The organism is Paraburkholderia oxyphila NBRC 105797 (assembly GCF_000685075.1).
GTDB lineage: Bacteria > Pseudomonadota > Gammaproteobacteria > Burkholderiales > Burkholderiaceae > Paraburkholderia > Paraburkholderia oxyphila.
Genome location: NZ_BAYD01000036.1, coordinates 67,598 through 94,050 on the forward strand (window position 1 = coordinate 67,598; position 26,453 = coordinate 94,050).

Genomic DNA, 26,453 nt, shown 5'->3' on the forward strand with positions numbered 1-26,453 from the left:
TCACAAAATAAAAATTAACCTACGTCTGCTCATTACCCGTGCAACCGAAGCCCCGGAGCCCCGCTTCGCAGCTTGATTACCGTTCCGATCCCGGCAGCAGTAATGAAGACGTCTCGCCGGTCGTCGCCACCAAAACAGATGTTCGTGGTCATCGTGCCCGAGCCCAGATCTATTCGACGCGATAACTGTCCACGTCTGTCGAATATCTCGACGCCTCCCGTCCCTGGCGTACAGATCCAGACGTTTCCTTCTTCGTCGATCGCCATCCCGTCTGGCCGGCCATTGGTGAGATGGCAAAAGACACCTTCGGATGTCCAGCCGCCTCCGGTTAAATGCAGCCGCTCTATCAGTCGGGGATATGTCTGCGCGAGAAGCAGGTGTTCTCCATCGGCCTCAAACGCAAGGCCATTCGGGAAGAGACGGCCATCAACGACGGTCTCACATTCGCCAGTTCGAAGGTTGCACGCAAGCAGACGGCCTTCTGTCGGTTCAGTCAGGGCACGATCGGTCGCCGGGTCGGTTACATACAGGCGACCGTCCGGTCCAAAAGCCAGATCATTGGGTGCGAGAAAGCCCTGATCGAGCACGTAGTCAACCCGACCGTTCTGAATGCGTTGCACGCCGGGCCGTGCTACACCCGAACCACCAAATATTCCGCCGTTTTGCGCGATCAGCAGGCCAGAACTGGAGAGCACCAGTCCATTGGGCCCGCCACCAACGCTCACAGCTTCCACTCGATTACCGGCAGCATCCAGGGTGTAGACACAGCCGTGATTGATCGAAACAACGCTCAGAGTTCGGGCGCGATGGTCCCAGACAGGTCCTTCAATGAAGCCAAGTCCGGTTGCAAACCGCACTGCTTCATCAGGAAGCTGTGATTCTGGCGCTGACATCAGATGACTCCGCCCGCGCGGAGCGCTTCGATTTCGTCAGAGCTCATACTGAGGAACTCGCGGAGAACATCAGCAGTATGCTCGCCGAGTAAAGGAGGAGACGAGATAGCTGGTGTCGACGAACCCGTCATTTTGACTGGCCACCCAGCGAGCGTGATCTCTCCACGAGTTGGATGCTGTACCTTCGTGAGCATCCCCGTTGCATAGAGCGAAGGATCGTTGATGATGTCGAGCGAATCGAAAACAGCGCCAGCCGGCACACCGGCACCGTTCAGTTTCTCCATCGCAACACGCTTGTTCTGCGTCGCCATCCATGGTGCGATCACCTCGTCGACGTCTTCCTTTCGAGCAAATCGCGCCTGAGGCGTAGCAAATCGCGGATCATCGATCAGATCCGCGCGGCCGATTGTTCGGAGCAACGCATGCCATTGCTTGTTGCCACTGAACTCGTCGCGAGCCGTATAGATAAAGCAATAATCGTTCGGGCCGCCTCCCTCACATGCATAAAGACCCGAAGGGGCAGCCGTACTGCTTGGCGAACCATTGCCAACCCGATCGGCAGCGCGTCCCGTCAACTGCGTACGCGCAAGTGACATACGGCCGAAATTCACCATCACTTCCTGCATGGCGACCTTCACCATCTGCCCCTTGCCTGTGAGCTGACGCTGGTGGAGCGCCGCGACAATACCAATGGCGAGGTGGAGACCGGACCCCGTGTCGGCGAACGTCGGGCCAGGCTTCATCGGCGCCCCTCCCGGTTCGCCTGTGAAGGCAACGGCACCGCCGACCGATTGGGCGATGGCATCGAAACAGCGAAAATCACGGTAGGGGCTTTCGTCGCTAAAGCCGCTAATGGAACCGTACACGATCCGAGGATTGATTTCCCTGACCGAGTCATAGTCGAATCCGAGGCGCTTGATCGTGCCGGGCGCGAAGTTCTCCAGCAGCACATCGCACTTGGCAACCAGCTTGCGCAGTAGCGCCTTGCCCTCTTCACGCGCAAGATCGATTGTGATAGCTCGCTTGTTCGAGTTCAGAACAAGGAAGTAGAGCGAGTCCGCGTCCGGCGAGTCAGCGGAGGCGATACGAGCAGGGTCACCGCCCTTCGGTTTCTCGATCTTTATGACGTCTGCACCGAGAAACGCCAGCGACTGGGCGCACATCGACCCCGCCTCCCACTGCGTCAGGTCCAGCACGCGAATGCCACTCAGGGCACGATCCTGTGTGTTCTGCATGACTGTTCCTCAGTCCTCAACCACCACGATTGCTTCGGCAGGGCAAACGCGCGCTGCGAGGCGTGCTGCGTCCTGATCCTCCGCCGACGGGGATTCCGCAAGCAGGATCACCATGCCGTCGTCTTCCTGCTGATCGAAAACCCGGGGGGCCTTCAACACGCACTGGCCGGCACCGATACAACGCGACTTGTCTACTACGAGTTTCATTTGTCTCACTCCTATGATTTGATGATTTACCAGGCAAGCGGGAGTTCGTGGACGCCGTACACGAACATGTCGTGGCGGAATCGAAGCTCCTCGAAAGGCACCCCGAGCCGTAACGTGGGGATACGTTCAAAGAGACGCGAATAGACGATCTGCAGCTCGATACGGGCGAGCACCTGGCCGAGGCATTGGTGAATACCAAAGCCAAATGCCACGTGGCCAGCAGCGTCACGGTCAAGGCGCAGCGCATTGGGCTCCGGGAAGAGGCGCTCGTCGCGGTTTGCTGCAGGAATCGAGCAAATGATGCCCTCACCCTTTTTCACAAGGTGGCCATTGACGTCGATGTCTTCGAGCGCCACCCGGCGCGCTCCCATGTGCAGCACGCTCGAATAACGGAGGAGTTCCTCCACAGCATTCGGGATCAGCTCTGGCTTGCTCCGAAGCAGTGCGAGCTGTTCCGGGTGCTGAAGCAGCGTCAGAACGCCAAGCGCTGTCATGTTTTGTGTTGTCTGGTGTCCGGCACTCAGCAGCAGGCGAACAATATTGATCAGGGTCACCCGATCGACATTCCCGGGAACAAATTGCTCGTGCACGAGACGAGAGACCACGTCGTCCTTGGGATTTCGCTCTTTCTCGGTAATCAGTGCATCCAGATACGCGAAGAGCTCCTTGAGCGATTCGCGCACCTCATCTGGCGTCGATTTCGCGCCGAACTGGATACGGGTCGCCTTATGGAAAAACTCGTGATCGTCGTACGGAATACCAAGCAGATACGTGATGACTTCGGTCGGAAGCGGACCTGAGAAGTGTTCGACGAAATCCGAACCCTGTGGCAAGGACAGGAAGTTGTCGATCAGTTTTTCGACAGTCTCCTCGATCCTGGGCCGGATCGCCTCCACGCGACGAACGGTAAACTCCTTCGTCACCATCCGACGAAGGCGGTCATGCTCGGGGTTGTCGAGCCGAAGAAACGAGCGATCCGCCTTGTCAGCGACTGCGCGCCCCTCAAAGACGTGCGGGAACCCTTCCCTTACGGGTTCGCAACTGAAACGCGAATCGCTCAGTGCTGCCTTGATGTCAGCGTGATTGGTCAGCAGGTACGGCGTGCTGCCGTCCCACAGATGAACACGTGCGAAGGGTTCATTGTGGCGCAGTTCGTCGTACTGCGCCGGCGGATCGAACGGGCAACCGCGTTCAAACGGATATTGGCGATCCGAAACAACAGTATTCATCATATCTCCTACAATCGAATATCAAGCGGCGAATAGGCAGGATTTTCCCTGGCTGCGCGTTCGTGCTTTGCGCATGCTGCTTATCCAGCTCTGGCGATCCTGGACGCGACGCGCCTCATATTCCCCGGTGCGGGGATGGGTAAGGACGAGAAACTGGCCTTCTTCAACACCAACCAGGGTACGCTCGGCCACCTCGCCCGCTTCAATAAAATTGATTCCCGGACCAGCTGATTTGCTGTCAGCCTTTGTCATCCCGGTGAGCACACCCTCCGGACAGACGCAGGAAACTTTCACGCCTTCACCCACACCAATCGCAAGCCATTCCGCAAGGCCCACGAGTGCATGTTTGGAGACTGTGTAGGGTGCGTTGCGGATGTCACTCAAAAGTCCAGCCGCAGATGCAGTAAGCACAAAGCGGCCCGCACCGCGGCGCTCCATGCCCGGCAGAACACAGCGTGCGGCATACACGTGAGCAAGCAGATTGACATCGAGCGCGATGCGCCATTCAAGCGTGCTGCCAATCCCTTCGCCACGATTTACGCCGGCGTTCGAGAACCACAGATCGATCGCCCCGAATTCGCGCTCAGCCTGCGCGACACAGGTTCTGACCGCGTCTTCATCGGTCACGTCGAGTCTTTTTGCAATGACAGATGTTGCTGTTTCCTGGCCGACAATCAGGGCAGTGTGTTCGACCGCGCTTCCGTCCAGGTCGATTGCAATAATCGTCCGCGCCTTGCGCTTTGCCAGCGCAGCCACAAGTGCTCGTCCAATTCCACTGCCCGCTCCGGTTACGACCGCAACGGCACCGCTGAAAATGTCGCTAGCGCGCCCGTCAGCGGATGCGCCTACATGCGTTGATCCATGTTCTTTCAATTTCGTGTTCCCCGCGTCGCGCTTATACAGAGCCAATACGGATGCCATTTGCTACGGGCCGATCGAACGCGTAAGCGGAGACGATCGGATTCAGATACTCCTTCACGTGGCTGACTTTCCCATCGATGATGTCGAAGCGAAACACGTAACGATTCCGGTATTCCTTCCCGTCCGGCATGGTCATATTTCCGCGCTGCTCGATAAAGATCCGCGAACCGTCTCCAGTGATTGACAGCTCAACGTCGTCCGGACTTTCCGATTTGATTCCGGAGCTGGACATACCGCTCCAGAACGACACCACTTCTTCGCGTCCAACGTAACGGCGGAAGCGGCCAACTTCGGTTGATCCCGTCTCGCTGAACGGCATTTCATAGATGACGTCGTCTGCTACAGCACCTGACAACGCCGCCATGTCTCGCGAAGCAATCGCTTTCAGGAAAGTTTTCACCGCATCCTTTCCTGCCCGGCGGCCCTCTGCAGAATCCTGCGGATCGTCCTCGCTGCGCAGCAGCGCGCCAAGCCCCAATGCTCCGTTCTTCATTGCAATTCCTTGCTCAATTTATATTTCCAGTGGGCACTTGTCAGTTACCAGCCCCTAACCTTGGCCCACCAACCTCTCCACCTACTACCCGTCGCTCATGCGCCGTCTGGCTGCGCGCCTTCAGTCTGCAGATCGTCTATTGACTCCCCATTCGCATCTCGCTCAGTCGCTTTCGCCTTCCACGCCGAAACCATCTTCCAGACAACAACATATCCAGCGGCAAGAATCACGAGTGCGAAAACGACTGCCAACAATGAATATCGAACAGCGTCGATTCCATATTGAGACTTGAGATGGTCGTTAAGCGCTCCAATCAACAGCGGTCCGCATCCCAGACCGATGAGCACCATGCTTCCTGTGATGTATGCTGAGGCCTGAGCACGAGTCGCAACGGAGGCAACGCGAAAAGCCAGTGCATAGGTGGGCGTGAACCACGCGCTCATGAAGAAGATCCAGGCAAACGCACTCCAGATCGCGACATTGGAGTTGCCAGCGAATAGCGAGAGCAAAGCGAAAGGAATCGCGAGCAGGCTCCCCGCAGACGCAACACCGGCGTACCAACGCACGTCACGTTGCGCGAGCCGGTCACCCACATATCCAGCAGCCAGATGGCCAAACGCATTGCCCATCCCCGTCGCAAGCCCGACCTGCCACCCGATCTGGGCCGTGTTCATACCGTGCACGCGGATCAGGAAGGTCGGCATCCAGCCCAGCGTCGAATAAATCGCAAACCCGCCGATTCCACTCATAACAAGCAGCATCACGAAGAGCGGAGTAGCGAACATTTCCCGCACGCCGCCGTGGCCGGCCATTGCTGCCTGGCGCTCAGGCTCTCTGGTCGTGAAACGCAGAAGCAATGCGACTGCTACGCCAGGGATACCGACCACGAAGAACGCCATGCGCCAGCCGTAGTGAAGATTGACCCATCCCCCGATATACAGGCCAGCGGCGATTCCTACGGAACCTGCAGCCATCAGAATTCCGAACACAGTCGCGCGACGCGATGGTGGATAGAGATCAGAGAGCAGGGAGTGAGAGATGGGGACAGCTGCCGATTCGGAGGCGGCCACACTCGCACGCGCCAATGCCAGATGGAGATAACTCTGGGCAACGCCACAAACTGCGGTCATTCCACTCCAGACCAGAAATGCGAGCGCGAGAACATTTCTACGGACACCGCGGTCGGCAAGACGCGCGAGCGGAATGCTTCCAAGGATGTAGAACACCGAGAATGTTGTGCCAGTTAGCAGGCCCATTGCTGCGTCACTCACGCCAAAGTCCTTCTTGACGGACTCGAGAAGAATCACAAGGATCTGACGATCGATGTAATTGAAAAGCGCAACTAAACAAAGTACGATGAACGCATAGTGTGCCGCGCGGCGCACACCGGATTCGGACATAACTGGATCTGATTCGACCTTCACGTTTCCTCCTCGTCGTCACTTTGCTTCGAGCAAAGACGACATGGTTGTCTCCGACAGTCTTTTGTTCTGCAACCGCGTCGATAGGATTCTTATCCGCATCGCGCGATCACTGCTTGATTTTTCGTTTCTTAAAGGCTACCGATCGTTAACCCCCGCGTCCAATTAGATTTTCGACTTATCCAAGATGGGTTTCTTCTTGTCGTTAAACAGGAACCCGATATCGCCGAGATCCGACCAGCCGGAGGGGGTAGACCGTTACATCCTGCGAGACGTTTGAACGTCGAGGAAGCCTAGCCGCCGTGTGACCGGGCTATCGCTGACCTTGAGCATCCGGGACCAATGCGCCTTGCCTCGAATCGAGTATTCATGCCAGCAGGGAATGACGATTACGTCGCCGCGTGCCAGCGTGACTTCCCCAAGGCCATTCGCTTGAAACACGACTTCGCCATGCATGACGGCAAAGATGGCACTTTCCATGGCCGGACGATGAAGTTGTTCTTGCCCCTCGGTCCAGCCGGACACCTGTAGCGCGATTGTTCCCAGTCCACCTGGCGCGACGTCCACTACTCCTGCTTCACGGACACGCTCTTCAAGGAGTGTGCCGCGTTGGCGTAAATGCGAGTCTGGATCATGGACGACGGGCCGCTCATTGCGATCTGGGTGATCTTCGAAAAACATATTTTCGAGACTCTGAACCAGGGGTACGTCGAGAAAATCAATCCAGAAGGCCGGCTGGCTTCCCATGTTGCTGTGCCCGTGCCAATGCCACGATGGAGTCAGCACGACGTCTCCCGGTAGCACGTCCACCTTTACTCCGTTAACGATGGTGTACGTCGACTCGCCCGCATCAACGATGAGGCGGAGCGCGTTGGGCGTATGACGGTGCGATCGCGCCGTCTCCCCTGGCAACACTAGTTGATAGGCAGCAACCAGGTTCCGGCTAGTCGGATAGATGTTGTCCGCGACCGGATTAACCATGATCAGATTGCGCCGCTCAGCAAACTCTGGCGTGACGAACGCACTTGCCTCGTCAAGAGCGGCTCGTGCGTCCGCGTAGCGCCAGACAGTCGGCACATAACGGGACACAGGCGTGGGCCACATCTGCGGCTTCTTCTTTGCCCACCCAGGCGAGAATGCACGTTGCTGAAGACCTTCAAAGAAGCCGGGCGGTACACTCTGGAGCGTGTCGGATTGAGTCATCGTGTGCTCCTTTCAGACCGGTAGTTCGGCTTTCGAGGCACTCCAAACGCTGTGCTCGCCAATTTCACCCTGAACGACCGGCAGGCGCATCGTGCCAACTCCATCGATGGAAATTTCGACCAGGTCGCCGGCCCGCACAGGGCCCACCCCAGCAGGTGTGCCAGTCGCGATGATGTCTCCCGGCTCGAGGGTCATGACAGCGGACGACATGGCGATCATCTCGGGAATCGTGACAATGAGATCGCGTGTGGATGCCTGCTGTCGTAATTCGCCATTGACCGTGAGCGAGAGCGAAATGTTCTCGAAGTCGTTGATCTCGTCCGCGGTGGTAATCCAGGGACCGGTAGGACAGAACGTGTCATAGGATTTGCGCATGACGCGCTCTTCCTTGCCGCGCACTACCATGTCGAGCAGGCATGTGAAGCCGAAAACGTACTCTTTGCTAGCAGACTCCGGAATTCCGCGACCGCGCTTACCGATCACGATTCCGAGTTCACATTCGTGGTGAATCTCCCGGTCTGCCAAAGGGGGCAGGACGATCGCATCTGCTGGCCCACTCAGGCTTGAATTTGCCTTCAGGAAGAAACCCTGCCCGCTAGCCTTGAACCTGGAGATGAGGCCGCTCCCGTTCCCGGTTCGCATTTCATCGATGTGGGCGTAGTAGTTTGCCGGGAATGCGACCACCTTGTTAGGCCACCGGACAGGTGCATCGAGTCTTACGTCTGACAGTGCGACCCGAGGCGCGTTGTGAATCGCGTCGCGGATCTGGGCTTCCTGCGTCAGGAATGCTTCGATGATCTTTACCATGCCAACCGGTGGCCAGAAAGCCGGATCGACGCCGCCGAGTTCGGTGATGTCCACAACAACATCACCGTGGACGACGCCAAGGCGTCCGTTATTGAACGAAACCAGCTTCATCAGGCCTCCAGGAGAGTGGTCGGGTTTAACGCTTGATTGAAGGCGCGGGCACCGCGAACAACGTCGATTACGTTCGCGGCGTCGTCCGGTTGCGTATCGCCGCGCCATGCCACATGCCCGTCGGGTCGAACAAGTACCAGTCCGGCGCCGTACAGCTCTCGCGCCTCCGCGTTGTCAATGTCGACCAGTCGAATCGGTACATCCTTGCCCCGTGCAGCACTGAGCAGATGATCGGCGTCGAGTGCTGGATCAAATCGCATCAGCACAAATTCGTGGCCGAAATAGTCGAGCGTGGATTGCGTCGACGTAAGCCATACGTGCGGCGCACGATGGCCCGGACGTGCAGTCTGCTCGTACGTGCTTACCGTGTCCTCTGGCTCAGGGGTACCGTCAGGAATCACGATCGGTGAGCCTTCATATCTGAAACCCAGGTGGATGCCGATGGTGTACCACTCACGCTTCATCATCGCCGTGTAAGCGTCACCGAACTCCTTGCGGGCGTGGTCCCCCTCCGAACCCGGTTCGAATACATGGCCATTGAGCTTCTCTCTCGGCGCAAGCATCAATTTCAGGTTGTTGGTGGCCTCATTGACATTGCGGATGGCCACCGGTCGGCGCTCGATCTCATATGACTTCAGCAACTCCGGCCCACCCCACCCCTGGACCATGGCCTGAAGTTTCCATCCGAGGTCGACGGAATCCTGGATGCCCATGTTCATCCCGAATCCCCCGGTAGGTGAAGTCAAATGAGCCGCATCGCCGCCGATAAGCACACGCGAGGTACCGTAGCTATCCGCGACAAGTTGGCGCCGAACCCAAGGCATCACGGAAATGATCTTGAAATCGAAATCATCGCGACCAACTGCGCGACGGAACGCCTTAGCGACGTCGTCCTCGGTAAGCGTTCTCATCACACCGTCGCCGACGATGGAAAAGCGCCACCAGTTTCGGCCGTTGATAGCCACAACTGTGCTCCAGGTACCTTCCGGGCCGATGAAGATGTAGCGGTATCCAGGTTTCTTGTCGTGGAGCTTTTCGAAGCCCTCACACTCGATGATCGCGTTGGTCGTGTACGTCAATGTCGGCGTGCCGGTCATCTTGATGCCAAGGGACTCGCGAACCTTGCTTGCACCGCCGTCACAGCCAACCAGGTATTTGCATTCGACCGTGTATTCTCCACCCGACGCCGTATCCTTCAGGCTTACCGTAACACTGTCTTCATGCTCGACGTGACCGAGATATTCGGTCTTGTACCGGATGTCGACATTGCCTGATCGCTCGGCAAAACGCGTCAATACGGGGTCAAAGAAATTTTGAGGGCATCGTTCCCGCTTCTGCGGGCTTTGCGGCGGTTTCGGTTCGTCCTTGACGCTGGGAAACTCTTCCCGACCGAATTCGTATCCGCCGTGCAGCTGGGACACCCAGGCATAGTCCTGCGAGTACTCACGGTTGTAGCCTGCACTCTCCACCCAGTCGACGATCCCCCAGCGACGGCAAAATTCCATGGTTCGAATTCCAACCATGTCCATACGCGGCTGAAAAACTGCGCCGTCACCACGCTCAACGAGTACGCATGGCACGCCGCGCCACCCCAGGTCGCCGGCGAGCGCCAGACCTACTGGTCCCGCACCAATGACCACTACGGGCAATTGATGCGATTGCTGATTTGACATTGAAGGCTCCTCCAGTCCTGTTTGCTTTATCCGAAAACGTTCTGCATTCGTGCAGTTATTTCAAGGTATCAAAGCACCAATCGGATCGGCCAATACTGTTTGCGAATCAATTCAGATCACTTACTTATCGTCCGGACTGTTGCGCCCCCGTGGGCAAGCGAAAGATCAGGCCGCGTTGGCTTTCACGTTGCATAGGCCAGCAATAAGGTTTCGCGATCGTTCGATTCGAAATTGCTCTTGACGGCCCTGTGCTCAACGATTCTCTTGCGATCCAGCCGATTGCCTGAAAGAATTGGATCAGGTTTGGAGTACTGTTCAGGCACCCTGTTCTACAGCATTGAGCGGGTCAGCTATTACGCAATGGAGAACATTCGCATGCCTATCATGCTTAAGGGGCTCGAGGGGATCCGCGCTCACGCGGGCTTTCCGCTCGGAAAAAGTCAATGGATCTGTGTGACCCAAGAAATGTGCGCGGCGTTCTGGCTTGCAGTTGACGAGCAGGATTCCGGATCAGTTCAGGCCGCCGGTTCGCACGTCAGACGCAGCGACCAGGCCGCGCATGGCTTTCACGCATTGGGACTTCTTATTCCGCTACTTGAAGACGTATTCGTTCTCGAAGATGTGGTGGTAGCGCACACCTACGCTTTGCGGGACGTGCGCTTTCGGGGCTCCGTGCCAATCAACTCGAGCGTGCGCCTGTCTGTCAAACTCGACGCAGTCGAGCACAAGGATGGGCTTGTTGCCTTGCATCTCGATTGCTCGATGGAGTGTGATGCGAATCGCACTCCAGTTCTGTGGGCAAAACTTAGCCTTCAATGCGAGGCAACGGGTCCCCATCTGCTGGTGTCGCCACCCGAGCATGAGAGCGCGGGTGCGCCGCAAGGGACGTGACGGAGGCGTACTCCGCCCGACCAAACCGGAGTATGGCCTACACAGCTAGAGCAGGTGCCGAATGGATGAACAGGTCGGGCCGTCTTGCCATCAATTTCGCTGCATTCGTACGTGCTGCGTCCCGAAAAAGCGGGATGAGCTGCGCTTCTGAATCCTTGCGCCAAGCCACTGAAAACGACACACCTTGAGTTTCCGTACCGAGCGCGCGAAAGGAGACGCCCGGCGTGTTCATCAACGTCATGGTCGCCGGCACCACCGCGACGCCCATCCCTGCGGCCACCAGGCAGATTGAGGTATGCATGTCGTAGACCTCCTTGACGATGTTCGGAGTAAAGGCGTTCTCCTCGAAGATCTCAAGAATTCGGTCCGCGTAGCCGCGTGGCAATCCGCGAGCAACCGCGATGAGCGGCCATTCAGCCAGTTCCGCAACGCGCACCGGACCATTTTCATCGTATTCACTGCCAGCCGGCACCGCAACAACGAGCAGCTCGCGATAAAGAAGTTCGGTGATGATGTCCCGATCGTAAATGTGGCCACGCACGAGACCCACTTCTATCGTCCCCTCTTTGAGTCCGGCGATCTGCTGGGCAATGGTCATTTCCTGCAGACTGACCTCCGCGGTCTCGGCAAGAGACTTGAACTCTCGGAGCGTGTTAGGCAAAAAATTGTAGATTGCCGAGTAGATCGCGCCGACCGTCAGATGAGCAGCCGCACCACGCTGTGCGGCGCGAACCGCAGCGATCGCAGACGACGCTGCATTCAGTACCCGCTGCGCGTGTTCGACCAGAATCGCACCCGCAGGCGTCAGCGAGACTTTGCGCTTTTCACGGGTGAACAACGCGGCGCCTAGTTCGTCCTCGAGCGCCATGATCTGCTGACTCAGCGCGGGTTGGGCAACGTTCACGCGCTCCGATGCACGGGTGAAATTGAGTTCCTGCGCCACCGCGAGGAAATACTGCAGTTGCCTTATGTTCATATCCCTCGCACCTCACTCGAGCCCGAAGATCCGCCACATCTGAAATCGGCGCGGCGCGCATAAGAACACGCCGCTGGCACGGTTCTCTTTGACAATGGCCATCTCACTACCGTCGACCACCGAACCACCTCACGAATTTCATCCAAATTGGCCAAACGTGTACGTTCACGTACAGGTTGAGTTTACACCAACTCAAAGGTGAACCTGTATACGGCGCAACGGTGAGTCGTTGTCACTTACAGCTTTACATTCCGGAAGAGCGATAAATCTCAGGTGCGGCATGCGATTTGTGGCTTTGGGGGAAAACCCGCCATGCGCCATCGTCATGGCGAAAGAAGAAAAGGGTCAGCAATCCTTGCGGACGACGCACTTCGATGCGGACACACCGCTCAAGCGCCTTGGTACCGGCAACACGCGCAACGCGGAGGCTGCTGCTCTGCCACGGCGTAAGCCATTTATCTACTGCCCAGCGCAGCGATTGTGAATCTCCGCTCATCGCTAACTCCTCTTCTCAGCTACGCCTCCGGCGCCCTAAATTCCAGTCCCGTAATTCTTGGTCTCGTGACCAAATAATAATGGTCGCTAGACCAAATTTCAAGGCTCATCATTCCTAGGGATTACCCCCGTATTGTCGGGATTTTACCGATTCATCGTTATCCTGCGCCAACGCGCTATACTTGGTCATACGACCACAGACGGCGCGGTTGGATCAGGAGCAGATGAACCCCATGAAAGATCTGACGATTAAGTTCGACACAATCTCCCCTTCTGGTCTGAAGGCGGCGACGAGCGGCCGGCGGGCAACCCGTGTACTGGAAATCCTGGAGGTGGCGATTGCTGTATTCGCGACCGACGGAAACGCGGGATTTTCACAACGACGTGTAGCAGCCGCAGCGGGCGTGCGTCTGGCGACAGTTCAGCACTATTTCGGAACGCGCGATGAACTACTCATCGCGACCTTCGATGAGATGTCACATCGCCTGATGGGGCGGTTTCGCTCGCTTGCAGCGAACGAAACCGAAACACCTGAGCGCAGATTGAAGGATCTTTTGAATGAGACCTTTGATGCCTTAACTGACGCAGATAACCTCTTCAGTCGGTTCGTCATCGAGTGCTGGTGTCTCGCCGAACATAATGAAGAGATCAACGAACGCATCGTCACATTCAACGGAGAATTTCAGTCCCTCTTCAGCGGACTGGTGGCGCAGATCAATCCCGCACTAGGTCCAGAGGAAAGCCGGATTCGCGGCGCCATGATCTACTCCCACTGGCAGGGCCTGATCGTCTTCATGCGGAGATCGGGACGAAATCGCCCTGACGTAGCGACATTCCGCAATGCTGCCGAAGTTGTCTGGCGGGCGCTAAGTGCCGGCGGGTAGTACGTAGGCGAGCGCCATTCCTTCAATTTTCCGACGAAGAGGTCTACATCGAGCCGGCCTGCAAAGCGTTCCCTGCCTTGCGATTGAGTGCTTCGCGGACGGCGCTTGAAGATTTGGCTGCTCCCATCAATCACCCGGCGATGTGGCGAAGCCGGTTATTGTCGAAGTTGGTGGCGTCGATCTCTCGCGCACCACGAAAAAATGGCGCCAGCAAGGGCGGCATCGGCGGGACGTGGCAGCGGCTGAATTGCGCCTCGTCCGTTGATCGAGCAACTGGGCGGCTCATGCCTGGTAAGCCGCGACCAGTTCATCGACAGGCGGCGGAAGCGATTCCGGGGCACAGCCGGAGGACAGCGCGAGGGCAACCAGTTCGAAGCGATCGGCCATTTCGTATCGAGAGCTCTTCTAACCTGCGGCCACGAGCGGGCAACTTGCTCATCCTGGGTAAATCCTGCGCCGCAGCCCCCTTCCGCAGCCGTATCGACGCAAACCGCTGGCCATCACAGAAGCCGCGAGAGAGCCGGGGAGCACCACCGGAGCGCACGAGGGGTTCAAGCGCTCGCGCAACTAAAGTTGAAACTACCAGTGTGCAGATGCAATATCCCCGCGAGTCCTTGTCACACAAGGCGCAGAGGCCCCTTCCCATTTCAACCAAAGTCGTAACTATCGGGGCTGCGCCGTCAACTAAAGTTGTAACGCACTGGACGATTTCAACCAAAGTTGTATCGCAAGGGACGGGCGTGCGGCCAGAAACGATCATGGCGCGCGAGCCCGACAAGCGGATCCGGCGCAAATGCAGCGAAACCGCGCACGCGGTGACAAGACGCGCGGGTAGTTACGACTTTAGTTGAAATTTAGCTACAACTTTAGTTGCGCGAGCGTGCGAGTTTCTCGCTGGAACGTGACTCTAAATGCGTCTATTATGATAAGTTTTCGTATATTGATAGTTTCGTGAAGCGTGAGAACTTCATTTAATTAGTTATGCATATTTATTAAAATCGCATTCGACGCCCAAGGCTACAAGGTTGATGAACTCCAACCGGTACGCTTGAGTCGACATCAAACCCCGAAGGTATCGGCAAAGAGCGCGGACTAGCCGGCAAGGCGCCCGCAAGCAAATTCCTGTTCCCCCACCACCGAGCGCAAAACCTCTATTACGAGTTTCCTTATTGGCAAGGGAATCGCGATTCGATAGTCGTGGCTTTGATTCATGTTCGCACCTCCCCTTCATGCCTCGTATGGGTTGGAGCGCCCCGAAAGGACGGGATTTTTTCGTGCGCTCTGTCCCGGTCCACTCATTCTGCCTTCAACGCTCGAAGGAAGTGCCGTCGAACAGGTCTGGTCCCGCGCGAGACACGGTGCACTCGGGGACTGTGCCGGCGCGGACTTGCGCCAGAAGATCCTGGGGCAGCCAGGCCGCCTCCAGTGTGCTGATCCCACCTTCGATCAACTGCTGGAGGAAGAAAGACGGTTTGCGGCCGCTCGTTTCGGCCAGTAGCCGCAGCCTGCGCTCGATGGCCGGATCGATGCGGACCGCCACAACCTTCAATTTTTCCGCTTTCCTGGGCCTGACCAACATGTGCTCCATGATTTTTAATGACCGCGCATTCTACGCGGAGACCCGACGCATTCACTACGCATCTGGATTGAGGCAACCCGATGAAGTTCGCCAAACGCCCCGGAGTGGCCAACCCACCCGGTCGCTTGCGCGCCGAAGCGCAAACCTAGCTGCGGATCAGGAACCGGTCGCGGTTCTTCGCATCCTTGATCCAGTTCGGCGCACGGCCCCGTCCCGACCAGGTGGCCCCCGTCTTCGGGTCACGGAACTTTGGCGGTACGCCGCTTTCAGTGGCCTTCCTCGGCCTGCCCCGCCCGCGTCCGAAGATGTCCTGCTCCGTGAACCCGTAATCGGCGACCTTGGCCCGGATGTCCGCGAGCACCTCCTGAAACTCTGCCGCCCGGGCCGCCGCTGCCTGCGCCTCAAGCTCGGCCATCTGTGCTTTCAGCTCACTATATGTCGCCAAGATTGATCTCCCCAAATGGAAATGGTGAGGGCAATCATAGCCCGCTTTGCATTGGTGCGATCACCAGGCGCTCCCCCGGTCGCACTGCGGGAATCCGGACCCTGTGCACTCACGGTGGCGCGTTCGCGCCCGGGGCGCCACTACTTTCTAGAAGAGCCCCTGCTGCCGCACATCCCTTGCCGGCGGCAACGACACCTTCGCGCGGTGAGCACCGCGACGACGCACAAGGCGCCGGACGTGCGCCACGAGCTCTGTGCGCAGGTCAGCCGACTCCAGCACCAGTGAAAAGAGGTTCACCCCCTCGGGCCCAGCGTCCGGGCGCAGGTGTAACGACACTCGCAAGGCGTGGCGCCGCGCACGATCGAGCAGCTGGGCGCGGCTCATCCCGGGCCAACACGCAGCGACCAGCGCCACGACAGACGGCGGAAGCGATTCGGGGGCGCAGCCGGCGGGCAGCGCGAGAGCAACGAGCTCGAAGCGGACGGTCATATCGTGGGGAGATGCTGTACCAAGCTGCTGGGAAGACCGGGCGACCTGCTTATCCTGGCGTAAAACCCGCTGCGCTGCAAACCCCTTCCAGAGCCAGCTTCATCTCAACCCGCTGGACGCCTCACAATCGCTATTCATCTCTTACTGTCTTGAATTTGCTGACGCGCGATCCTGCTGGCTTGCTGGTCCGGGCAAAAGTCACGGCTCCCATAACCGGGCACCTTATATGACGACCGGACACGGCCGCACAACGCAATGTGAATCTGGCGCGCCCAGGACCCGCCTTTTTCGTCGGGTCGCTTCGAGCCAGTCTGTCTCAAACGCCGCCATCTGTGAACGCAGCGTGCCTTGATGTGAAAGCACCTGCGGACTTCTCCTGGTGGTTGGGCAACGGCCTTCCAGCCCGCCCGGACACGGGTTCGACTCCTGTAGTCCAGCCTGCGCGAGGCAATTCGCACGCTCGTGCTCTGCGCGATGCATCTGGGAATGTGGATCGTCTGTGGTCAGTTCGAACGTACCCACTTTCACCCGTGAAGGTGTCGCCCTGTCATCGCACTTCGCATTGGCGCTTCTCGCCGTTCACTGATGCCTGAACACTGGGGCCCTTCGGTGTAATAATGCGCGGCGGTGACATGGTGCGCGCGGAACATGTCGGCGTCATTGCCAGTGCGTGATCCTGAAATCGAACCAGGCACAGTGTGTGCTCGTCGATAGCAAACAACCCACTGGAGCAGAGCCATGAAAAAAGTCGCCCTGAGTCTTGCGATCGCCATGACCGGTCTGGTGGTTGCTGTACCAGCCTCCGCTGACTACTATCACCACCGCTGGCATCACTGTTACCGTGTCTGGCATCACCATCATTGGGAACGGGTGTGCCGATAGGGAGATGAGCTGCTGAGGTTCTGCCGCGTTTGAGGTTGAAATCGCTCAGCACTTATGACGCGAGCGACCTGGCGATGCGCTGTCCCGGCTGTCACCCGGGGCGGTGCCGTCGATTTTGATTGCGCGGCGGCTGCCGGTTGTTGCAAGGTACGTAATTCAGTTGTGCGAACAACGTGTCCTTGCCTTTAGGCGGCATGCAATCCCTGCCGCGGCGTGTGTATTTGCGAGACCGCCGGGAGTTCTGCGGTCTCCTTTTTTATCTGTGCAACGAACCTGCAACTGGCATCAAGGAATTGCTGCCTGCCATTTCATTCCACCTCAAGATCGTTGCGATTCGGGTCCGTTGCGTTTCAGGCGCTCGCGGATTTCCCACGTCAGTGGAACTTGGCCGCGTGACGACGGTGCGCAGTCGCAAGCAGAGGGTTATCTTCGACCTCTGCGTTACTCGCCTCAGTGCCGGCTTCAGAAATGATGACCCGCACCTCCTGCGCGAAAGCCTCTTCGAGCCGCCGCCGTGCGAACTCGATGCAATCCTCGCCGTTGCCGGCATGCGCTGCCGCCTCGGCGCTGGCCTTCGCGGCCAGACCGAAAGCTGCAACTGCCTCGTCCCACGTCAGGCCGAGTTCCATCGCCTGCTGAACCAGCTTCCCGGCTGCAAAGCCGATCTTCGTCGTAAGTTCGTCTTCCATAAGGCCATTCCGTTATTAAACCGATCCCGCCAGTGCGAGAAATGCTTCATGGGTGTCCGGCCACGCCAGGCCGTCGCGCTCGGCAGCCGCCTTTGGGGTCGTCGATCCGTACGCGCCGCAGCGATTCGCCACGTCCTTGTATGTCAGTCCGCTGGCCATCAACTCAACCGCGTTAGCATTGCGCCGAAACAGGCCATAGTAACCGTCCGGCATCCGCTGCAACCGGTAGCCACGGAGCGCAGCCGCAATAAACAGGGTGCGCTCCAGCTCGCTCAGTTCAGTGTTGCTCATTCCTGTTGTCCGTATCTCCCTGCCATTTACCAGCCGCCGAAGGCGGCTCCTTTGCGTGCGCTTATCCCGTCAAGTCCCGAACTGGAACCGTGCTGCCTGTTCATGGTGGGAGCCAGTGATCTCGTACCCGCAGCGCTCGATGATGCGCGCCGCCCTGGCGTGTGAAACCTGCGCCACCACGTCGAGCGCCGGAAGGACGGGCAGATCGTCCAGTTCCCCGGCACCAGCGTCATGCAGTATGACCTCGCCGGCCTGAGCGGGCGTCGCGTCTTCCATGGGCTTCCTCGTTAAATCGATCGTTTTGACTTCGGTCCTGGCGCCAACGAAGTGGTTCGGGCGCGGCCACCATCATCGGCCGTTCTGCTTCAGGCGATGGTCAGGCCGGGCATACCTGAAGTCGACCGGGCGACCGCCATATCGCTGTTCTCGTGTGGATCGGATGCGATTTTATGCGTCCAGTGTTCGATGTTCAACATGTGACTGCGGCATCAACCGGACGGCTCGCCATCTCTGCGGCGCCCTTTGATCAGCACAAGGCTGCCAATGTCGTGTTGATACGGGAGAAATCAAGACCAGCACGACAGCCGGCGAGAGGTAGGCGAAAACTGACCTGAACGGAGCACTTGCGAGAGACCGGATCATGACCATTGCGTGATGAGCGCGGACGTCGGAGACACGGGATCCATTCTGGCCCATTCAGCGTCATGCACCCATTTGAATACCTGCTCCATTCAATGCCAACATTGCCTGCGTCTATAATTCAGGGGATACCAACGATCGCATGGAGCCCTTCTTTATGAATCCAGCCCGCGGGCGATATGCGGGATCCCGGGACAGCGGCCAGCACCAATCTCGCTACGGAAAAAAATCTTCGTCCCACCGGCAGGGACAACCGTACGTAAAGGCGCCGCCCCCAGACTCCACCCAGACTGCCTCCATTTTCAAGACACGATCGTTCCAGTTTCTGGTCGATGCAGTAGGCGCCGAGAATATCGCGATCGCCCTTGAATCCAGCATGACGCGCGTGGCTGAACTCCTTAAAGGCGAGAGGTTCACACCCGAGACCGCCTTTCACATGGAAACCACGCTTGGATTGCCGCAGGGATTTTTTGACCAGCCCAATCCTGCGCTCACAGACGAGACGATTGCCCGTCTGAAGTCGCCGCTCGATTTCATTCAAACTGACAACGGGCCAGACGACGTGTCTGAAGCACCTGAGCTGGCGTCCCCCGCGGACGCCGGCCAACAACCCCTTTTTAACGACAGCTTGTCCGAGGAAGCGCAAATGCCCAGGAAAGCCACTGGCGGCACGCCCAGGACCGTCAGAAACAGTCGAAGCGCAACGGTCGAACAGACTCAACCTCATGAGCCGAAAAACGCTTCGCCTTCAAAGGACAGCACGTCGCCTGAAACAACCCGGCAGCAAGCGCTCGCACTCAACGAGAGCGCCGAGGTAGAAAACATCCGCCGCGCCAATCTCCACGTGCTCACGAGTCGCAACGGATCGAAAGCACGACTGGGTGTGGTCATGTCGATGAGTGGATCCAACATGGCCCATCGGCTGCATGGCAAGAAACGCCTGGACAGTGCCGAAGCAAACCGGTTCACGGAGCGACTTGGACTGCCAGCTGGCTGGCTGGACACGCCGCGCTCCGAAGCCGAGATTCCAGAGTCGGTGTCGCATATGCTTGCGCCTGCTTCGCGCGGTCGCGCGGCCGTTCAACAACACGACCCGCTTGCGGCCGTCACGAACGACGGTCCAGTGGAGAACACCCCCGAAGCGAAGCCGCGCACGAGGCGCTCGCCGGCGGCCGTCCGGGGCCGTTCGGAAAACCCTTCACCTGTGTGGGCGAATGTCGTGGGCGAGCAGGAGCCCATCATCGTCACCCCACAGGTTCACGAAAGTGATCTTCCTGACGACCTTGCCGCTCGCACACTTGAAGAAAGCAATGGCGAGGCCCCGGCAGCCCTACCGGCAACACTTGAGACAGCGTCGGCAATACCGCAACAAAACCCCTTACCGCTGCCTTTCGTGACCAGCCTGGACAATCTTCATGGTATTGAACCGATCGCCGAAGCATTGCTCAAGACGCTCGCAGGCAAAGCACGCACGGGTCGACTGGACGAACTGAAAGCGCTGGAACTTTTGCAGCAAGCGGTCTTGCTGTGAGTCGGCATTAGCGCGCCAGGCCCCCTCGTGCCAGGACGCATCAAGCGCATCGAGGTCGCCTGGGCTCGATGCGCTTGAAAAAATCGCCTGGATTCAGATCGACGGACGACCGCGAATACCGTCCCCGACCGGTGCTCCTCTTTCAGCGAGCGTATTATCTGATTCTTCTGTATATGATCAGCAGAAGAATTTGTTTAGCCATATTGGTGGGCAATTTAATCTGCGCTACTGATTTTTTAACCGTGGCCCGCAACATCTGCACGACAGCAGATCAACCTTAACTTCCAGGCGCAAGAAGATGCGAGCACCCCCTGGCGGATCGCAGCCCCCCTTTGTCGCCCGCGTCGAATCACCGGCTGGTATCGGAGTGTCGATCGAATGCGGCGAACGCCATGGGCATGCTGCGCCTCAAGGCCGCAACTTGACACATCAGGAATTAGCAACGCTTTCAAAACATTTTCTAGCGTTCATGAGAAACCAGCTCCGGGCGCCATTCGCGTACGATGGCTTCGAACTGCGGACCGTAGCCGAGCGTGTCGGGATACCGGTGCACGCGTGACGCCAGTCGGAACACCGTGATCACGTCCTCCACGATGTCATCGTCCATACCCCATGCGGTCGTCAGGTCGTAGCTGCCGCACGAGGCTGGATTCCACCACGCGAGCAAAAAGTCCGCCACACGACGGCTCTGGCCAGTGTCACCCTGGGCGATCTTCAGCAGGCGCTCGAGCGCCTGTTTTTCAGCTTCCAGCATCAGTTCAGGATGCCTGATTCTCCCGCTGGGCTACGGCCTTGTGCGCGCCGTAGCGGTAGTTGTTGTCGATCCGTTTTAGGCCCAACGATGCCGCGCTCGTTGGCGTGAGCACGATACCCGCGGTTGCCGAGGTCGTGAAAGACGAAGCGCTCATCGCCGCGCGAGACAACGGCGCCCGTCACGAAGAGCCGCTGATTGCGCCGGATCGGCGGCGGCGCCTCGATCTTCCAGCCCTCCGCAGTCTACGCCAGATCAATGGCCGTCGCCCTGCGCCGCGAAGGGCTCAACTGGGCTGGCAATCCGGCAACGATTTCCGCATCGCTTTGTGGCGGTTGTACGTTCGGCGCCCGGTAACCGATTTGACGAGCCTCAATGAATCATGTCGGCTGGTCAGGTGCGACCCAGATCGACTCCACGAGTGTCTGCATATCGTGAGGGCCGCCGCCCACACTGCAATTTGATATAGACCTGGGTACCGTAGCGGGTTTGAATTGGTCGAGAGGAAAAAAAATCGGAGTGTTAGTTGCGTTCATAAACGTACTGGCCAATCGCCTTGTATGCGAGGCAGCACTTCTCCTGTACCAGACCAGATCACCGTGGCTCCAATGCGTCCGACTGCGGATTGCCGGGAAGCTGGAAAGCTGGAGAGCGGTAGCTTGGGTTCCCATTGCGCCCGGGCCATGTGATATACCATTTGATGAAATGGCCATTTGCGCTCGCCAGTCAGCGAGCGTGCGATAGCCCGTCTCACGTCTCGACCAATGGATCACCCGACGCTTTCTTCGACTGACACGTCCGCGCGAAGATGAAGACGCTCACGAACCGGTGCTGGATATGACACAGGCAGGTCTGTAGATCGTCAACTATCTTGGCCGGCGCAAGCATGGACTAGAATTCCGCGAACAGCGGCTTCACGCCCACGAAGGTGGCGTTCGATGTGTTCAGCAGGTCCGGCGATCGGCTGGTCAGTAACAGGAAGGCAATTCCACGGAAGAGCGCATATGAGCACGCACGCAAACGCAGAGGCATTACTTTCATGGCTTCGTGAACGTCCGGACGCGACGGTCAGTGACATCGTTGCGTCTGGAATGATGAACTCGCGTACAGCGTCTGATGCCGTGCAGTATGCAGTCCGCAACGGCGCTCTTGAGCGCATCGTCCGCTCGGGAGCAAGCGCAAGGGAGCGTGTACGGTATCGGGCAACGGGAATTGCGCTTCCCGCCCCCCGGACAGGCGCTGCGAGTCCATCTTTCGACAACCTCCTGGAAGCGTGGGGTATGGCCCGGGAACCGGTTTCGCTTCGGATGATTGAATCACACCGGCACCAGATTCCGGATAACGACTAGACAACAAAGCTGCGACGGAGATGCAGCGAAGATTTACGGAGTTTTGGATGTACGCCTCCTCAGTTGGCAATCAGGCTTATACGATGACGGTCTGGATGTTTGCTGACTGGATCAGCCGCAAATATCGTCACATGGCGACACAGGCACCCGAACAATCGCCTCCGACCTGGACGCCAGAACAATGGGAACAGGCAGCGAGACTGGAAGACGCTTTGCGCCTGTTTGGCCCTGACGATGACAACCCTGAACTGCTCGCCATTAAGGCTGCAACGCCCAACGAAATACGGAGATACGTTCGAGAAAACGAGGATGAATGCCGCGCCGATGACGGAATCCTTCGCCGATTCCCCGACCAGTTGCTACGGATTCTTCTCGAGGGCCGCGGGGATATGGAGCTGGACGCTGCTGGTGCAATGACGGATGCTTTGGATATCGCCCGGAATATCCGGCGGCCGTTGTAGTCTGGGGTGGCGCGACGGGAAGGCAAACCTCCTGCAGATGCGAGGTTCTGGCTGAGACAAAACCAGATCAATACGTCAAAGGATGAAAGCTGGAATCCGTGACGCACGCGCAGCAAGGCGACCATCGGAGCGACCGCGAAGCCCAGCAGTTGTGGCGCGGCGGCTTCGCCCCACACCAGGGCTGCAGGCAAGCCGCGGCAAAGCTCGCTGCGGGCAGCCTTGTTATGAGTGCTGCTCGGTACATAAACAAAAACCCGCACAAGGCGGGCTTCCTGCCAACGTCGTAATGACTTTCAGGCTGCTGCGGCGTCCTTCAGCTTCTTCAAAGCGCGAATCTTCAGCTTCACCGTTGCCGGCTTTGCATCGAACCAGCGCTCTTGACCCGTGAACGGGTCCTTGCCGAAGCGCTTCTTCTTCGCCGGGACAGCCTGGACGCCGATTTTCACCAGGCCTGACAGCGTGAACTCACCTGCACCCTTCTTGTGCACCGAGCCCAGAATCGTGTCTTCAAGCGCAGCCAGAACGGCCTTGGCCGCTTTCGGCTCGACACCGGCTTGCTCAGCAACGTAAGTTGCCAGCGAGGCCTTCGTGAACGTTTCCTTCAGCGGCTTGAGTACGCCATTGGTCGCGGCCTTCTTCGCCGGAGCTGCAGCCTTCGGCGCGGCCTTCCTGGCTGCCGGCTTTGCGGCCTTCGGTGCTACGTTCGGTGCTACGTTCGTTGCGGCCTTCGGTGCTGCTTTCGGTGCTGCTTTCGTTGCGGCCGGCTTCGCAGCCTTCGGGGCTTTAGCTGCTTTCGTTGCGGTCTTCGTTGCCATGAACAATCCTCTATCAGGTTGAGAACCGCTTAAGACGGGGCACGACGCCCTGCGTTACTGCACCGTCTTAAGCTGGCGCCTAGCGTATCAACGGTTTGTGCGATTCGCAACCGAAAAGCACCTTCCAGCAAGGCATTTTGTCATCTTCAGAGCAAAAAGCCCGGGACGTGCGCCCGCTTTCGCAGCGGGCCGACGTAAAAAGCGGCAATTGACGTCGCGCTCGCCACCTTCTCATGCGTTCCACTGGACGATGCCACGGGACTGGCCGCGAACACACTGCGCCAGATGGACGCGAGTCCGAGTCTCTTTGGCGGCGGCTTCTCCGCTTTCCCGGTTCTGCGCGCACTCTCTGTCACGACCCAGGCGAGGTGTCCGCGGGGCGCGCTCTCGACGCGCTTGCGATTTTTGCGCCAACGGGTGTGCTCGCGGTGCTAGCCCAAAAGTGGCGCGGCGCATTGCAGTCGGCCCTTTTCGTATAGCCGGTCAGGAAGCGGTCGAGCACACCCATCCCAAGCAAGGCAAATGCAAGCGCTCGGCCGGGTGATATGGCTAGCAGCAGCCCGCAGACGTGCCAACATGAACGCAATGCGAGAGCATGCCGCCTGAGGACGCATCCATCCCGCCGCGCTTCTCGCCGAGCGGGAGCAGATAGCCGCTCACATGCCGATCAAGATGCTGAAGAACGGCGCGGATGACGTGCGGCACAATACGAACGTTGTGATCGCGCAAGGGCTCCTGCAGATCGCGCGCGACGCCGCTGGCGCACCGCCAACGGAATGACCGCCCATCGCACTAACGTGAGCGCGAATTTTCCACACGCACAGGCTTGCGCTTGCTAGACTATGCACCGCTTTCTCGTCAAGGCGGTTGCAGCAGTCGGTTGGCGCGGCTGCAGGCCTTCGGGCGGTACTCTCTCAAACACGCTGCCATATGCGAGCGCAGCGCGCCTTGATTTGAAAGCACCATGCGGGCTTCGCCTAGTGGTTTGGCAACGGCCTTCCAAGCCGTCCACACGGGTTCGATTCCCGTAGCCCGCTCCAACTCCCTCCCAGCTCGTAAGCCGATAGCCACACGACGCGCGGCAACGGTTGGGGAAGCTGAGCACGAGTCGCAGTAATCTGCGGCGCGCTGACACGGAGCACACGTGGGCCTTGCGCCCGCGTTTTCATTTCAGCGCGGCACGCGTGCGCTCTCCTTTGCCAGTCGCCCATACGCGCTTCACCTGACTCTCGCTGCACTCCGCCATGCGCGCCGTGTCAGCGATGCTGTGGCCGCCGGTGCGCAGCGCAATGATGTGCTCGTGCGTCGCCTTGTCCGTCTTTCGCCCGGTATAGCGACCACGGAATCAGCATCGCGATGCAACAAAGGATGAGACACAGCGTGCTGAAGCGAACCAAAACATCGCTTCCCGTTTGACGTATTATGACGCGTGCCGCCGCAGTCGCGGCGCCTTCTGTGCCGGTTCCGGCAAAGCGCGTTTAAAACGTGAAAGCCCTCTGCGCTGCCGCAGCATGGACAGCTTTGAGTCTCGCGCTATCTTGGCGGCACGCGCCTTGCACTAATCTGCCCGATGAGGTGGAGTGGAGAATATAAATGGACGAGAGAAAGCGCGACAGCATCGTGGCCTATTTGCGTCGACGAATGGCCGAATTCGGAATCGAGCCGGAAGACATCGCCACTTCGATCGCGGCCGATCAGGAACGGTTGCGTGCCGTACGTTTCAGGGACGCCTCCGGCAACACATGGGACGGCAAGGGCGCCACCCCGCAATGGGTCGTCCAGGCGACCAGCGCCGGCCAGTCTCTCGATCATTTCGCCACTGACGCGGCGGCCACGCGGGAGTCGGGCAGGCCCGCTGGTGCGGACTGGCGCAATGACCCGTTTGCCGGCACACGACTGGCCACCAACCGGAGCGTTGAGGCCGCATGAGAGCGATCCGCCTTTTCCTCCTGCAGCACAAACTGCATGCAGGTTAACCGGCGCGTTCACGTCCGCTTTCAACGCTGAAGACATCGAGCCCTTGAGGGTGGGCGATCCGCACACGGTCCTGCCGCGAGGCCACTTTCCTGGAAATACTGAAAACACTCACCTGTCGCCCTGCGGATCAGCGGATTGCCGGAGAAATACCGTTTTTGAATGGCGGCGATTCAAATGCGCTGTGAAAATGGCGTTTTCGAGCGCATATCAGGGCGCTTTTCATACGTCTCGCGTAGCGTCATAGAATGGGCATGCAGGCTTGCCGAACGCTCACCGGCGCTCACCGGTCAAGAACGAGCCGCCCCGTCTTCGAACCGGATTGTCTGAGCGCTCGCACCGGCAGTGACCAGCAGCACGCCCGCAACCGCGAGCGCGGTGATGGTCGTCGCGCGTCTCCATCGCAGACACGCTGCACCCCATCGGAACCCGCCCGACTCTTTTGTCTTTCGCAAAAGGGCAATCTCAATCGGTGGTCATGGCCGCGCCGCTCATCGTCGCTGCGGGTGGAACTACTGGGATGGTACGCTGCATAACGAGAGACTTTGGCCTGCGTGAACCGACGCGTCGCGTCTCAATCAAGAATTTCGATCCCGTTTTCAGCGCACCATTGCCTCAGTGCCTTTTCGACAGAGTCGGCTTCAAACGCATACCAGCGTTCCAGAGCACCTTCGTGCTCGAGTAAATCCTTGAAGCGCGCGTATGCCCCTCGCCGCTGGAAGCGCCCTTCAACCTGGCCATAACGTGCAGGTAGTTGCTGTGCGGCAAAGCGCAAGGCGAGACTGCTTCCGAGATCAAGTTCGTTCTTGTGCGGTATCGCGAGGTAGCGATCCGAGTCTTCCTGGTCCTCGGGAATTGCCTCCTCGATCGTGTCGATGGCATCGGAGATCCAGTAGATTTTTCCCGTATCGAGCGAGATATACGCCTGGTGTTCCATCGGCGCTGCGTAGCTGACGAAGTCGAAGGCCGAGGAAACATCATCGAATTTGACGGCGACCATGACGTTGACCTCATCGGGATGTTTTTGCGTTCTGTGGCGATCGTGGTGTCGCCGACGAGCGGGGGGGCGACTTTTGCGTGGCGATTGAACGGGGCGCCTTTGGCGCGTCCGCGCGCAGC

General features: G+C 58.6%; 27 protein-coding genes, 1 tRNA gene and 1 pseudogene. 7 read left to right on the forward strand and 22 right to left on the reverse strand.

Annotated elements, in window-relative coordinates:
• Positions 1–32: 32 nt before the first annotated feature.
• From BO1_RS57795 to BO1_RS22235, 10 genes are all read right to left on the reverse strand, one after another.
• Positions 33–893: an SMP-30/gluconolactonase/LRE family protein gene (locus tag BO1_RS57795; RefSeq protein ID WP_084688107.1), complete on the reverse strand. Its 861-nt coding sequence runs from the start codon at positions 891–893 to the stop codon at positions 33–35.
• On the reverse strand, positions 893–2,128 hold the full coding sequence (locus BO1_RS22195) for a CaiB/BaiF CoA transferase family protein (RefSeq protein WP_028219434.1): 1,236 nt from the start codon (positions 2,126–2,128) through the stop codon (positions 893–895). Before BO1_RS22195 ends, BO1_RS57795 begins: the two co-directional genes overlap by 1 nt.
• Before the next feature lie 9 nt (positions 2,129–2,137).
• Positions 2,138–2,335, reverse strand: a complete 198-nt coding sequence (locus tag BO1_RS22200; RefSeq protein WP_028219435.1) for a ferredoxin — start codon at positions 2,333–2,335, stop codon at positions 2,138–2,140.
• A 26-nt stretch (positions 2,336–2,361) separates the two neighbouring features.
• Positions 2,362–3,564 carry a cytochrome P450 gene (locus BO1_RS22205; RefSeq protein WP_028219436.1) on the reverse strand — a complete coding sequence of 401 codons (1,203 nt, stop codon included), beginning with the start codon at positions 3,562–3,564 and terminating at the stop codon, positions 2,362–2,364.
• Between the two features lie 21 nt (positions 3,565–3,585).
• Positions 3,586–4,485 carry an SDR family NAD(P)-dependent oxidoreductase gene (locus BO1_RS22210; RefSeq protein ID WP_084688109.1) on the reverse strand — a complete coding sequence of 300 codons (900 nt, stop codon included), beginning with the start codon at positions 4,483–4,485 and terminating at the stop codon, positions 3,586–3,588.
• Entirely contained in the window at positions 4,460–4,978 is a 519-nt protein-coding gene (locus BO1_RS22215; protein ID WP_028219438.1) for a nuclear transport factor 2 family protein, read from the reverse strand. Before BO1_RS22215 ends, BO1_RS22210 begins: the two co-directional genes overlap by 26 nt.
• A 95-nt stretch (positions 4,979–5,073) precedes the next feature.
• Positions 5,074–6,402, reverse strand: a complete 1,329-nt coding sequence (locus BO1_RS52210) for a spinster family MFS transporter (protein ID WP_156992360.1) — start codon at positions 6,400–6,402, stop codon at positions 5,074–5,076.
• 255 nt (positions 6,403–6,657) lie between these two features.
• Positions 6,658–7,602, reverse strand: coding sequence for a cupin domain-containing protein (locus BO1_RS22225; RefSeq protein WP_028219439.1), 945 nt, complete (start codon positions 7,600–7,602; stop codon positions 6,658–6,660).
• Positions 7,603–7,614: 12 nt separating this feature from the next.
• Positions 7,615–8,520 (reverse strand): fumarylacetoacetate hydrolase family protein, encoded by a 906-nt coding sequence (locus BO1_RS22230; RefSeq protein ID WP_028219440.1) that lies wholly within the window; start codon positions 8,518–8,520, stop codon positions 7,615–7,617.
• A complete protein-coding gene (locus BO1_RS22235) occupies positions 8,520–10,193 on the reverse strand; it encodes an FAD-dependent oxidoreductase (RefSeq protein ID WP_043285878.1) in 1,674 nt (557 codons plus the stop codon). Before BO1_RS22235 ends, BO1_RS22230 begins: the two co-directional genes overlap by 1 nt.
• A gap of 375 nt (positions 10,194–10,568) precedes the next feature.
• Between BO1_RS22235 and BO1_RS52215 the strand changes: the two genes are divergently transcribed.
• Positions 10,569–11,084 (forward strand): hotdog family protein, encoded by a 516-nt coding sequence (locus BO1_RS52215; protein WP_156992361.1) that lies wholly within the window; start codon positions 10,569–10,571, stop codon positions 11,082–11,084.
• A gap of 37 nt (positions 11,085–11,121) precedes the next feature.
• On the opposite strand, the gene BO1_RS22245 is transcribed toward BO1_RS52215, so the two are convergent.
• Together BO1_RS22245 and BO1_RS57800 are read right to left on the reverse strand one after the other, a co-directional pair.
• Entirely contained in the window at positions 11,122–12,060 is a 939-nt protein-coding gene (locus BO1_RS22245) for a LysR substrate-binding domain-containing protein (protein WP_028219442.1), read from the reverse strand.
• A 244-nt stretch (positions 12,061–12,304) separates the two neighbouring features.
• Positions 12,305–12,556 (reverse strand): hypothetical protein, encoded by a 252-nt coding sequence (locus tag BO1_RS57800; protein ID WP_084688110.1) that lies wholly within the window; start codon positions 12,554–12,556, stop codon positions 12,305–12,307.
• A gap of 232 nt (positions 12,557–12,788) precedes the next feature.
• Between BO1_RS57800 and BO1_RS22255 the strand changes: the two genes are divergently transcribed.
• Positions 12,789–13,439, forward strand: a complete 651-nt coding sequence (locus BO1_RS22255; RefSeq protein WP_028219443.1) for a TetR/AcrR family transcriptional regulator — start codon at positions 12,789–12,791, stop codon at positions 13,437–13,439.
• A 1,306-nt stretch (positions 13,440–14,745) separates the two neighbouring features.
• Here the strand turns inward: BO1_RS22255 and BO1_RS22265 are convergent.
• Together BO1_RS22265 and BO1_RS22270 are read right to left on the reverse strand one after the other, a co-directional pair.
• Positions 14,746–15,027 (reverse strand): hypothetical protein, encoded by a 282-nt coding sequence (locus tag BO1_RS22265; protein ID WP_245643874.1) that lies wholly within the window; start codon positions 15,025–15,027, stop codon positions 14,746–14,748.
• A gap of 136 nt (positions 15,028–15,163) precedes the next feature.
• Positions 15,164–15,463, reverse strand: coding sequence for an H-NS histone family protein (locus BO1_RS22270; protein ID WP_028219445.1), 300 nt, complete (start codon positions 15,461–15,463; stop codon positions 15,164–15,166).
• A 1,227-nt stretch (positions 15,464–16,690) separates the two neighbouring features.
• Here BO1_RS22270 and BO1_RS60260 point away from each other — a divergent pair.
• A complete protein-coding gene (locus tag BO1_RS60260) occupies positions 16,691–16,834 on the forward strand; it encodes a hypothetical protein (protein WP_167338374.1) in 144 nt (47 codons plus the stop codon).
• A gap of 374 nt (positions 16,835–17,208) precedes the next feature.
• On the opposite strand, the gene BO1_RS22280 is transcribed toward BO1_RS60260, so the two are convergent.
• The 3 genes from BO1_RS22280 to BO1_RS22290 all read right to left on the reverse strand — a co-directional run bounded on the left by BO1_RS22280 (position 17,209) and on the right by BO1_RS22290 (position 18,090).
• Complete coding sequence (locus BO1_RS22280; protein ID WP_028219447.1) at positions 17,209–17,523, reverse strand: hypothetical protein; 315 nt, start codon at positions 17,521–17,523, stop codon at positions 17,209–17,211.
• A gap of 15 nt (positions 17,524–17,538) precedes the next feature.
• Positions 17,539–17,814, reverse strand: coding sequence for a hypothetical protein (locus BO1_RS22285; protein WP_028219448.1), 276 nt, complete (start codon positions 17,812–17,814; stop codon positions 17,539–17,541).
• A 69-nt stretch (positions 17,815–17,883) separates the two neighbouring features.
• Positions 17,884–18,090: a hypothetical protein gene (locus BO1_RS22290; RefSeq protein WP_028219449.1), complete on the reverse strand. Its 207-nt coding sequence runs from the start codon at positions 18,088–18,090 to the stop codon at positions 17,884–17,886.
• 520 nt (positions 18,091–18,610) lie between these two features.
• On the opposite strand from BO1_RS22290, the gene BO1_RS22295 reads away from it, so the two are divergent.
• Positions 18,611–19,984 carry a hypothetical protein gene (locus BO1_RS22295; protein ID WP_028219450.1) on the forward strand — a complete coding sequence of 458 codons (1,374 nt, stop codon included), beginning with the start codon at positions 18,611–18,613 and terminating at the stop codon, positions 19,982–19,984.
• A 460-nt stretch (positions 19,985–20,444) separates the two neighbouring features.
• Here the strand turns inward: BO1_RS22295 and BO1_RS22300 are convergent, their stop codons facing one another.
• Together BO1_RS22300 and BO1_RS57805 are read right to left on the reverse strand one after the other, a co-directional pair.
• The gene (locus BO1_RS22300; RefSeq protein ID WP_043285882.1) at positions 20,445–20,738 is read right to left on the reverse strand and encodes a DUF7673 family protein; all 294 of its coding nucleotides are present in this window, start codon (positions 20,736–20,738) and stop codon (positions 20,445–20,447) included.
• 4 nt (positions 20,739–20,742) lie between these two features.
• On the reverse strand, positions 20,743–20,892 hold the full coding sequence (locus BO1_RS57805; RefSeq protein ID WP_245643875.1) for a hypothetical protein: 150 nt from the start codon (positions 20,890–20,892) through the stop codon (positions 20,743–20,745).
• A 1,239-nt stretch (positions 20,893–22,131) separates the two neighbouring features.
• Between BO1_RS57805 and BO1_RS22315 the strand changes: the two genes are divergently transcribed.
• Positions 22,132–22,545 (forward strand): hypothetical protein, encoded by a 414-nt coding sequence (locus BO1_RS22315; RefSeq protein WP_043285885.1) that lies wholly within the window; start codon positions 22,132–22,134, stop codon positions 22,543–22,545.
• Positions 22,546–22,838: 293 nt separating this feature from the next.
• Here BO1_RS22315 and BO1_RS22325 read toward each other — a convergent pair whose 3' ends face one another.
• On the reverse strand, positions 22,839–23,360 hold the full coding sequence (locus BO1_RS22325; protein ID WP_028219454.1) for an HU family DNA-binding protein: 522 nt from the start codon (positions 23,358–23,360) through the stop codon (positions 22,839–22,841).
• Between the two features lie 966 nt (positions 23,361–24,326).
• Between BO1_RS22325 and BO1_RS22335 the strand changes: the two genes are divergently transcribed.
• Positions 24,327–24,400 (forward strand) — tRNA-Gly (locus tag BO1_RS22335).
• Positions 24,401–24,525: 125 nt separating this feature from the next.
• Here the strand turns inward: BO1_RS22335 and BO1_RS57810 are convergent.
• Positions 24,526–24,672, reverse strand: a pseudogene (locus tag BO1_RS57810) (helix-turn-helix domain-containing protein); the annotation flags it as partial.
• A gap of 281 nt (positions 24,673–24,953) precedes the next feature.
• Between BO1_RS57810 and BO1_RS22340 the strand changes: the two are divergent.
• Positions 24,954–25,289: an H-NS family nucleoid-associated regulatory protein gene (locus BO1_RS22340; RefSeq protein WP_028219455.1), complete on the forward strand. Its 336-nt coding sequence runs from the start codon at positions 24,954–24,956 to the stop codon at positions 25,287–25,289.
• 619 nt (positions 25,290–25,908) lie between these two features.
• Here the strand turns inward: BO1_RS22340 and BO1_RS22345 are convergent.
• On the reverse strand, positions 25,909–26,453 hold a 545-nt coding region (locus tag BO1_RS22345; RefSeq protein WP_245643876.1), incomplete at its 5' end, for a UPF0158 family protein.

Excerpts from the sequence above, each read along its gene's own strand:
- BO1_RS22210 (WP_084688109.1), bottom strand. The coding sequence starts at position 4,485 with ATGGCATCCGTATTGGCTCTGTATAAGCGCGACGCGGGGAACACGAAA.
- BO1_RS57805 (WP_245643875.1), bottom strand. The coding sequence starts at position 20,892 with ATGAGCGCTTCGTCTTTCACGACCTCGGCAACCGCGGGTATCGTGCTC.
- BO1_RS22215 (WP_028219438.1), bottom strand. The coding sequence starts at position 4,978 with ATGAAGAACGGAGCATTGGGGCTTGGCGCGCTGCTGCGCAGCGAGGAC.
- BO1_RS22195 (WP_028219434.1), bottom strand. The coding sequence starts at position 2,128 with ATGCAGAACACACAGGATCGTGCCCTGAGTGGCATTCGCGTGCTGGAC.
- BO1_RS22285 (WP_028219448.1), bottom strand. The coding sequence starts at position 17,814 with ATGAGCAACACTGAACTGAGCGAGCTGGAGCGCACCCTGTTTATTGCG.
- BO1_RS22300 (WP_043285882.1), bottom strand. The coding sequence starts at position 20,738 with ATGCTGGAAGCTGAAAAACAGGCGCTCGAGCGCCTGCTGAAGATCGCC.
- BO1_RS22205 (WP_028219436.1), bottom strand. The coding sequence starts at position 3,564 with ATGAATACTGTTGTTTCGGATCGCCAATATCCGTTTGAACGCGGTTGC.
- BO1_RS22290 (WP_028219449.1), bottom strand. The coding sequence starts at position 18,090 with ATGGAAGACGCGACGCCCGCTCAGGCCGGCGAGGTCATACTGCATGAC.
- BO1_RS22245 (WP_028219442.1), bottom strand. The coding sequence starts at position 12,060 with ATGAACATAAGGCAACTGCAGTATTTCCTCGCGGTGGCGCAGGAACTC.
- BO1_RS22295 (WP_028219450.1), top strand. The coding sequence starts at position 18,611 with ATGAATCCAGCCCGCGGGCGATATGCGGGATCCCGGGACAGCGGCCAG.
- BO1_RS57795 (WP_084688107.1), bottom strand. The coding sequence starts at position 893 with ATGTCAGCGCCAGAATCACAGCTTCCTGATGAAGCAGTGCGGTTTGCA.
- BO1_RS57800 (WP_084688110.1), bottom strand. The coding sequence starts at position 12,556 with ATGAGCGGAGATTCACAATCGCTGCGCTGGGCAGTAGATAAATGGCTT.
- BO1_RS22200 (WP_028219435.1), bottom strand. The coding sequence starts at position 2,335 with ATGAAACTCGTAGTAGACAAGTCGCGTTGTATCGGTGCCGGCCAGTGC.
- BO1_RS22265 (WP_245643874.1), bottom strand. The coding sequence starts at position 15,027 with ATGGAGCACATGTTGGTCAGGCCCAGGAAAGCGGAAAAATTGAAGGTT.
- BO1_RS52215 (WP_156992361.1), top strand. The coding sequence starts at position 10,569 with ATGCCTATCATGCTTAAGGGGCTCGAGGGGATCCGCGCTCACGCGGGC.
- BO1_RS22280 (WP_028219447.1), bottom strand. The coding sequence starts at position 17,523 with ATGGAAGACGAACTTACGACGAAGATCGGCTTTGCAGCCGGGAAGCTG.
- BO1_RS22230 (WP_028219440.1), bottom strand. The coding sequence starts at position 8,520 with ATGAAGCTGGTTTCGTTCAATAACGGACGCCTTGGCGTCGTCCACGGT.
- BO1_RS22225 (WP_028219439.1), bottom strand. The coding sequence starts at position 7,602 with ATGACTCAATCCGACACGCTCCAGAGTGTACCGCCCGGCTTCTTTGAA.
- BO1_RS60260 (WP_167338374.1), top strand. The coding sequence starts at position 16,691 with ATGAAAAAAGTCGCCCTGAGTCTTGCGATCGCCATGACCGGTCTGGTG.
- BO1_RS22255 (WP_028219443.1), top strand. The coding sequence starts at position 12,789 with ATGAAAGATCTGACGATTAAGTTCGACACAATCTCCCCTTCTGGTCTG.
- BO1_RS22325 (WP_028219454.1), bottom strand. The coding sequence starts at position 23,360 with ATGGCAACGAAGACCGCAACGAAAGCAGCTAAAGCCCCGAAGGCTGCG.
- BO1_RS22235 (WP_043285878.1), bottom strand. The coding sequence starts at position 10,193 with ATGTCAAATCAGCAATCGCATCAATTGCCCGTAGTGGTCATTGGTGCG.
- BO1_RS22340 (WP_028219455.1), top strand. The coding sequence starts at position 24,954 with ATGGACGAGAGAAAGCGCGACAGCATCGTGGCCTATTTGCGTCGACGA.
- BO1_RS22315 (WP_043285885.1), top strand. The coding sequence starts at position 22,132 with ATGTACGCCTCCTCAGTTGGCAATCAGGCTTATACGATGACGGTCTGG.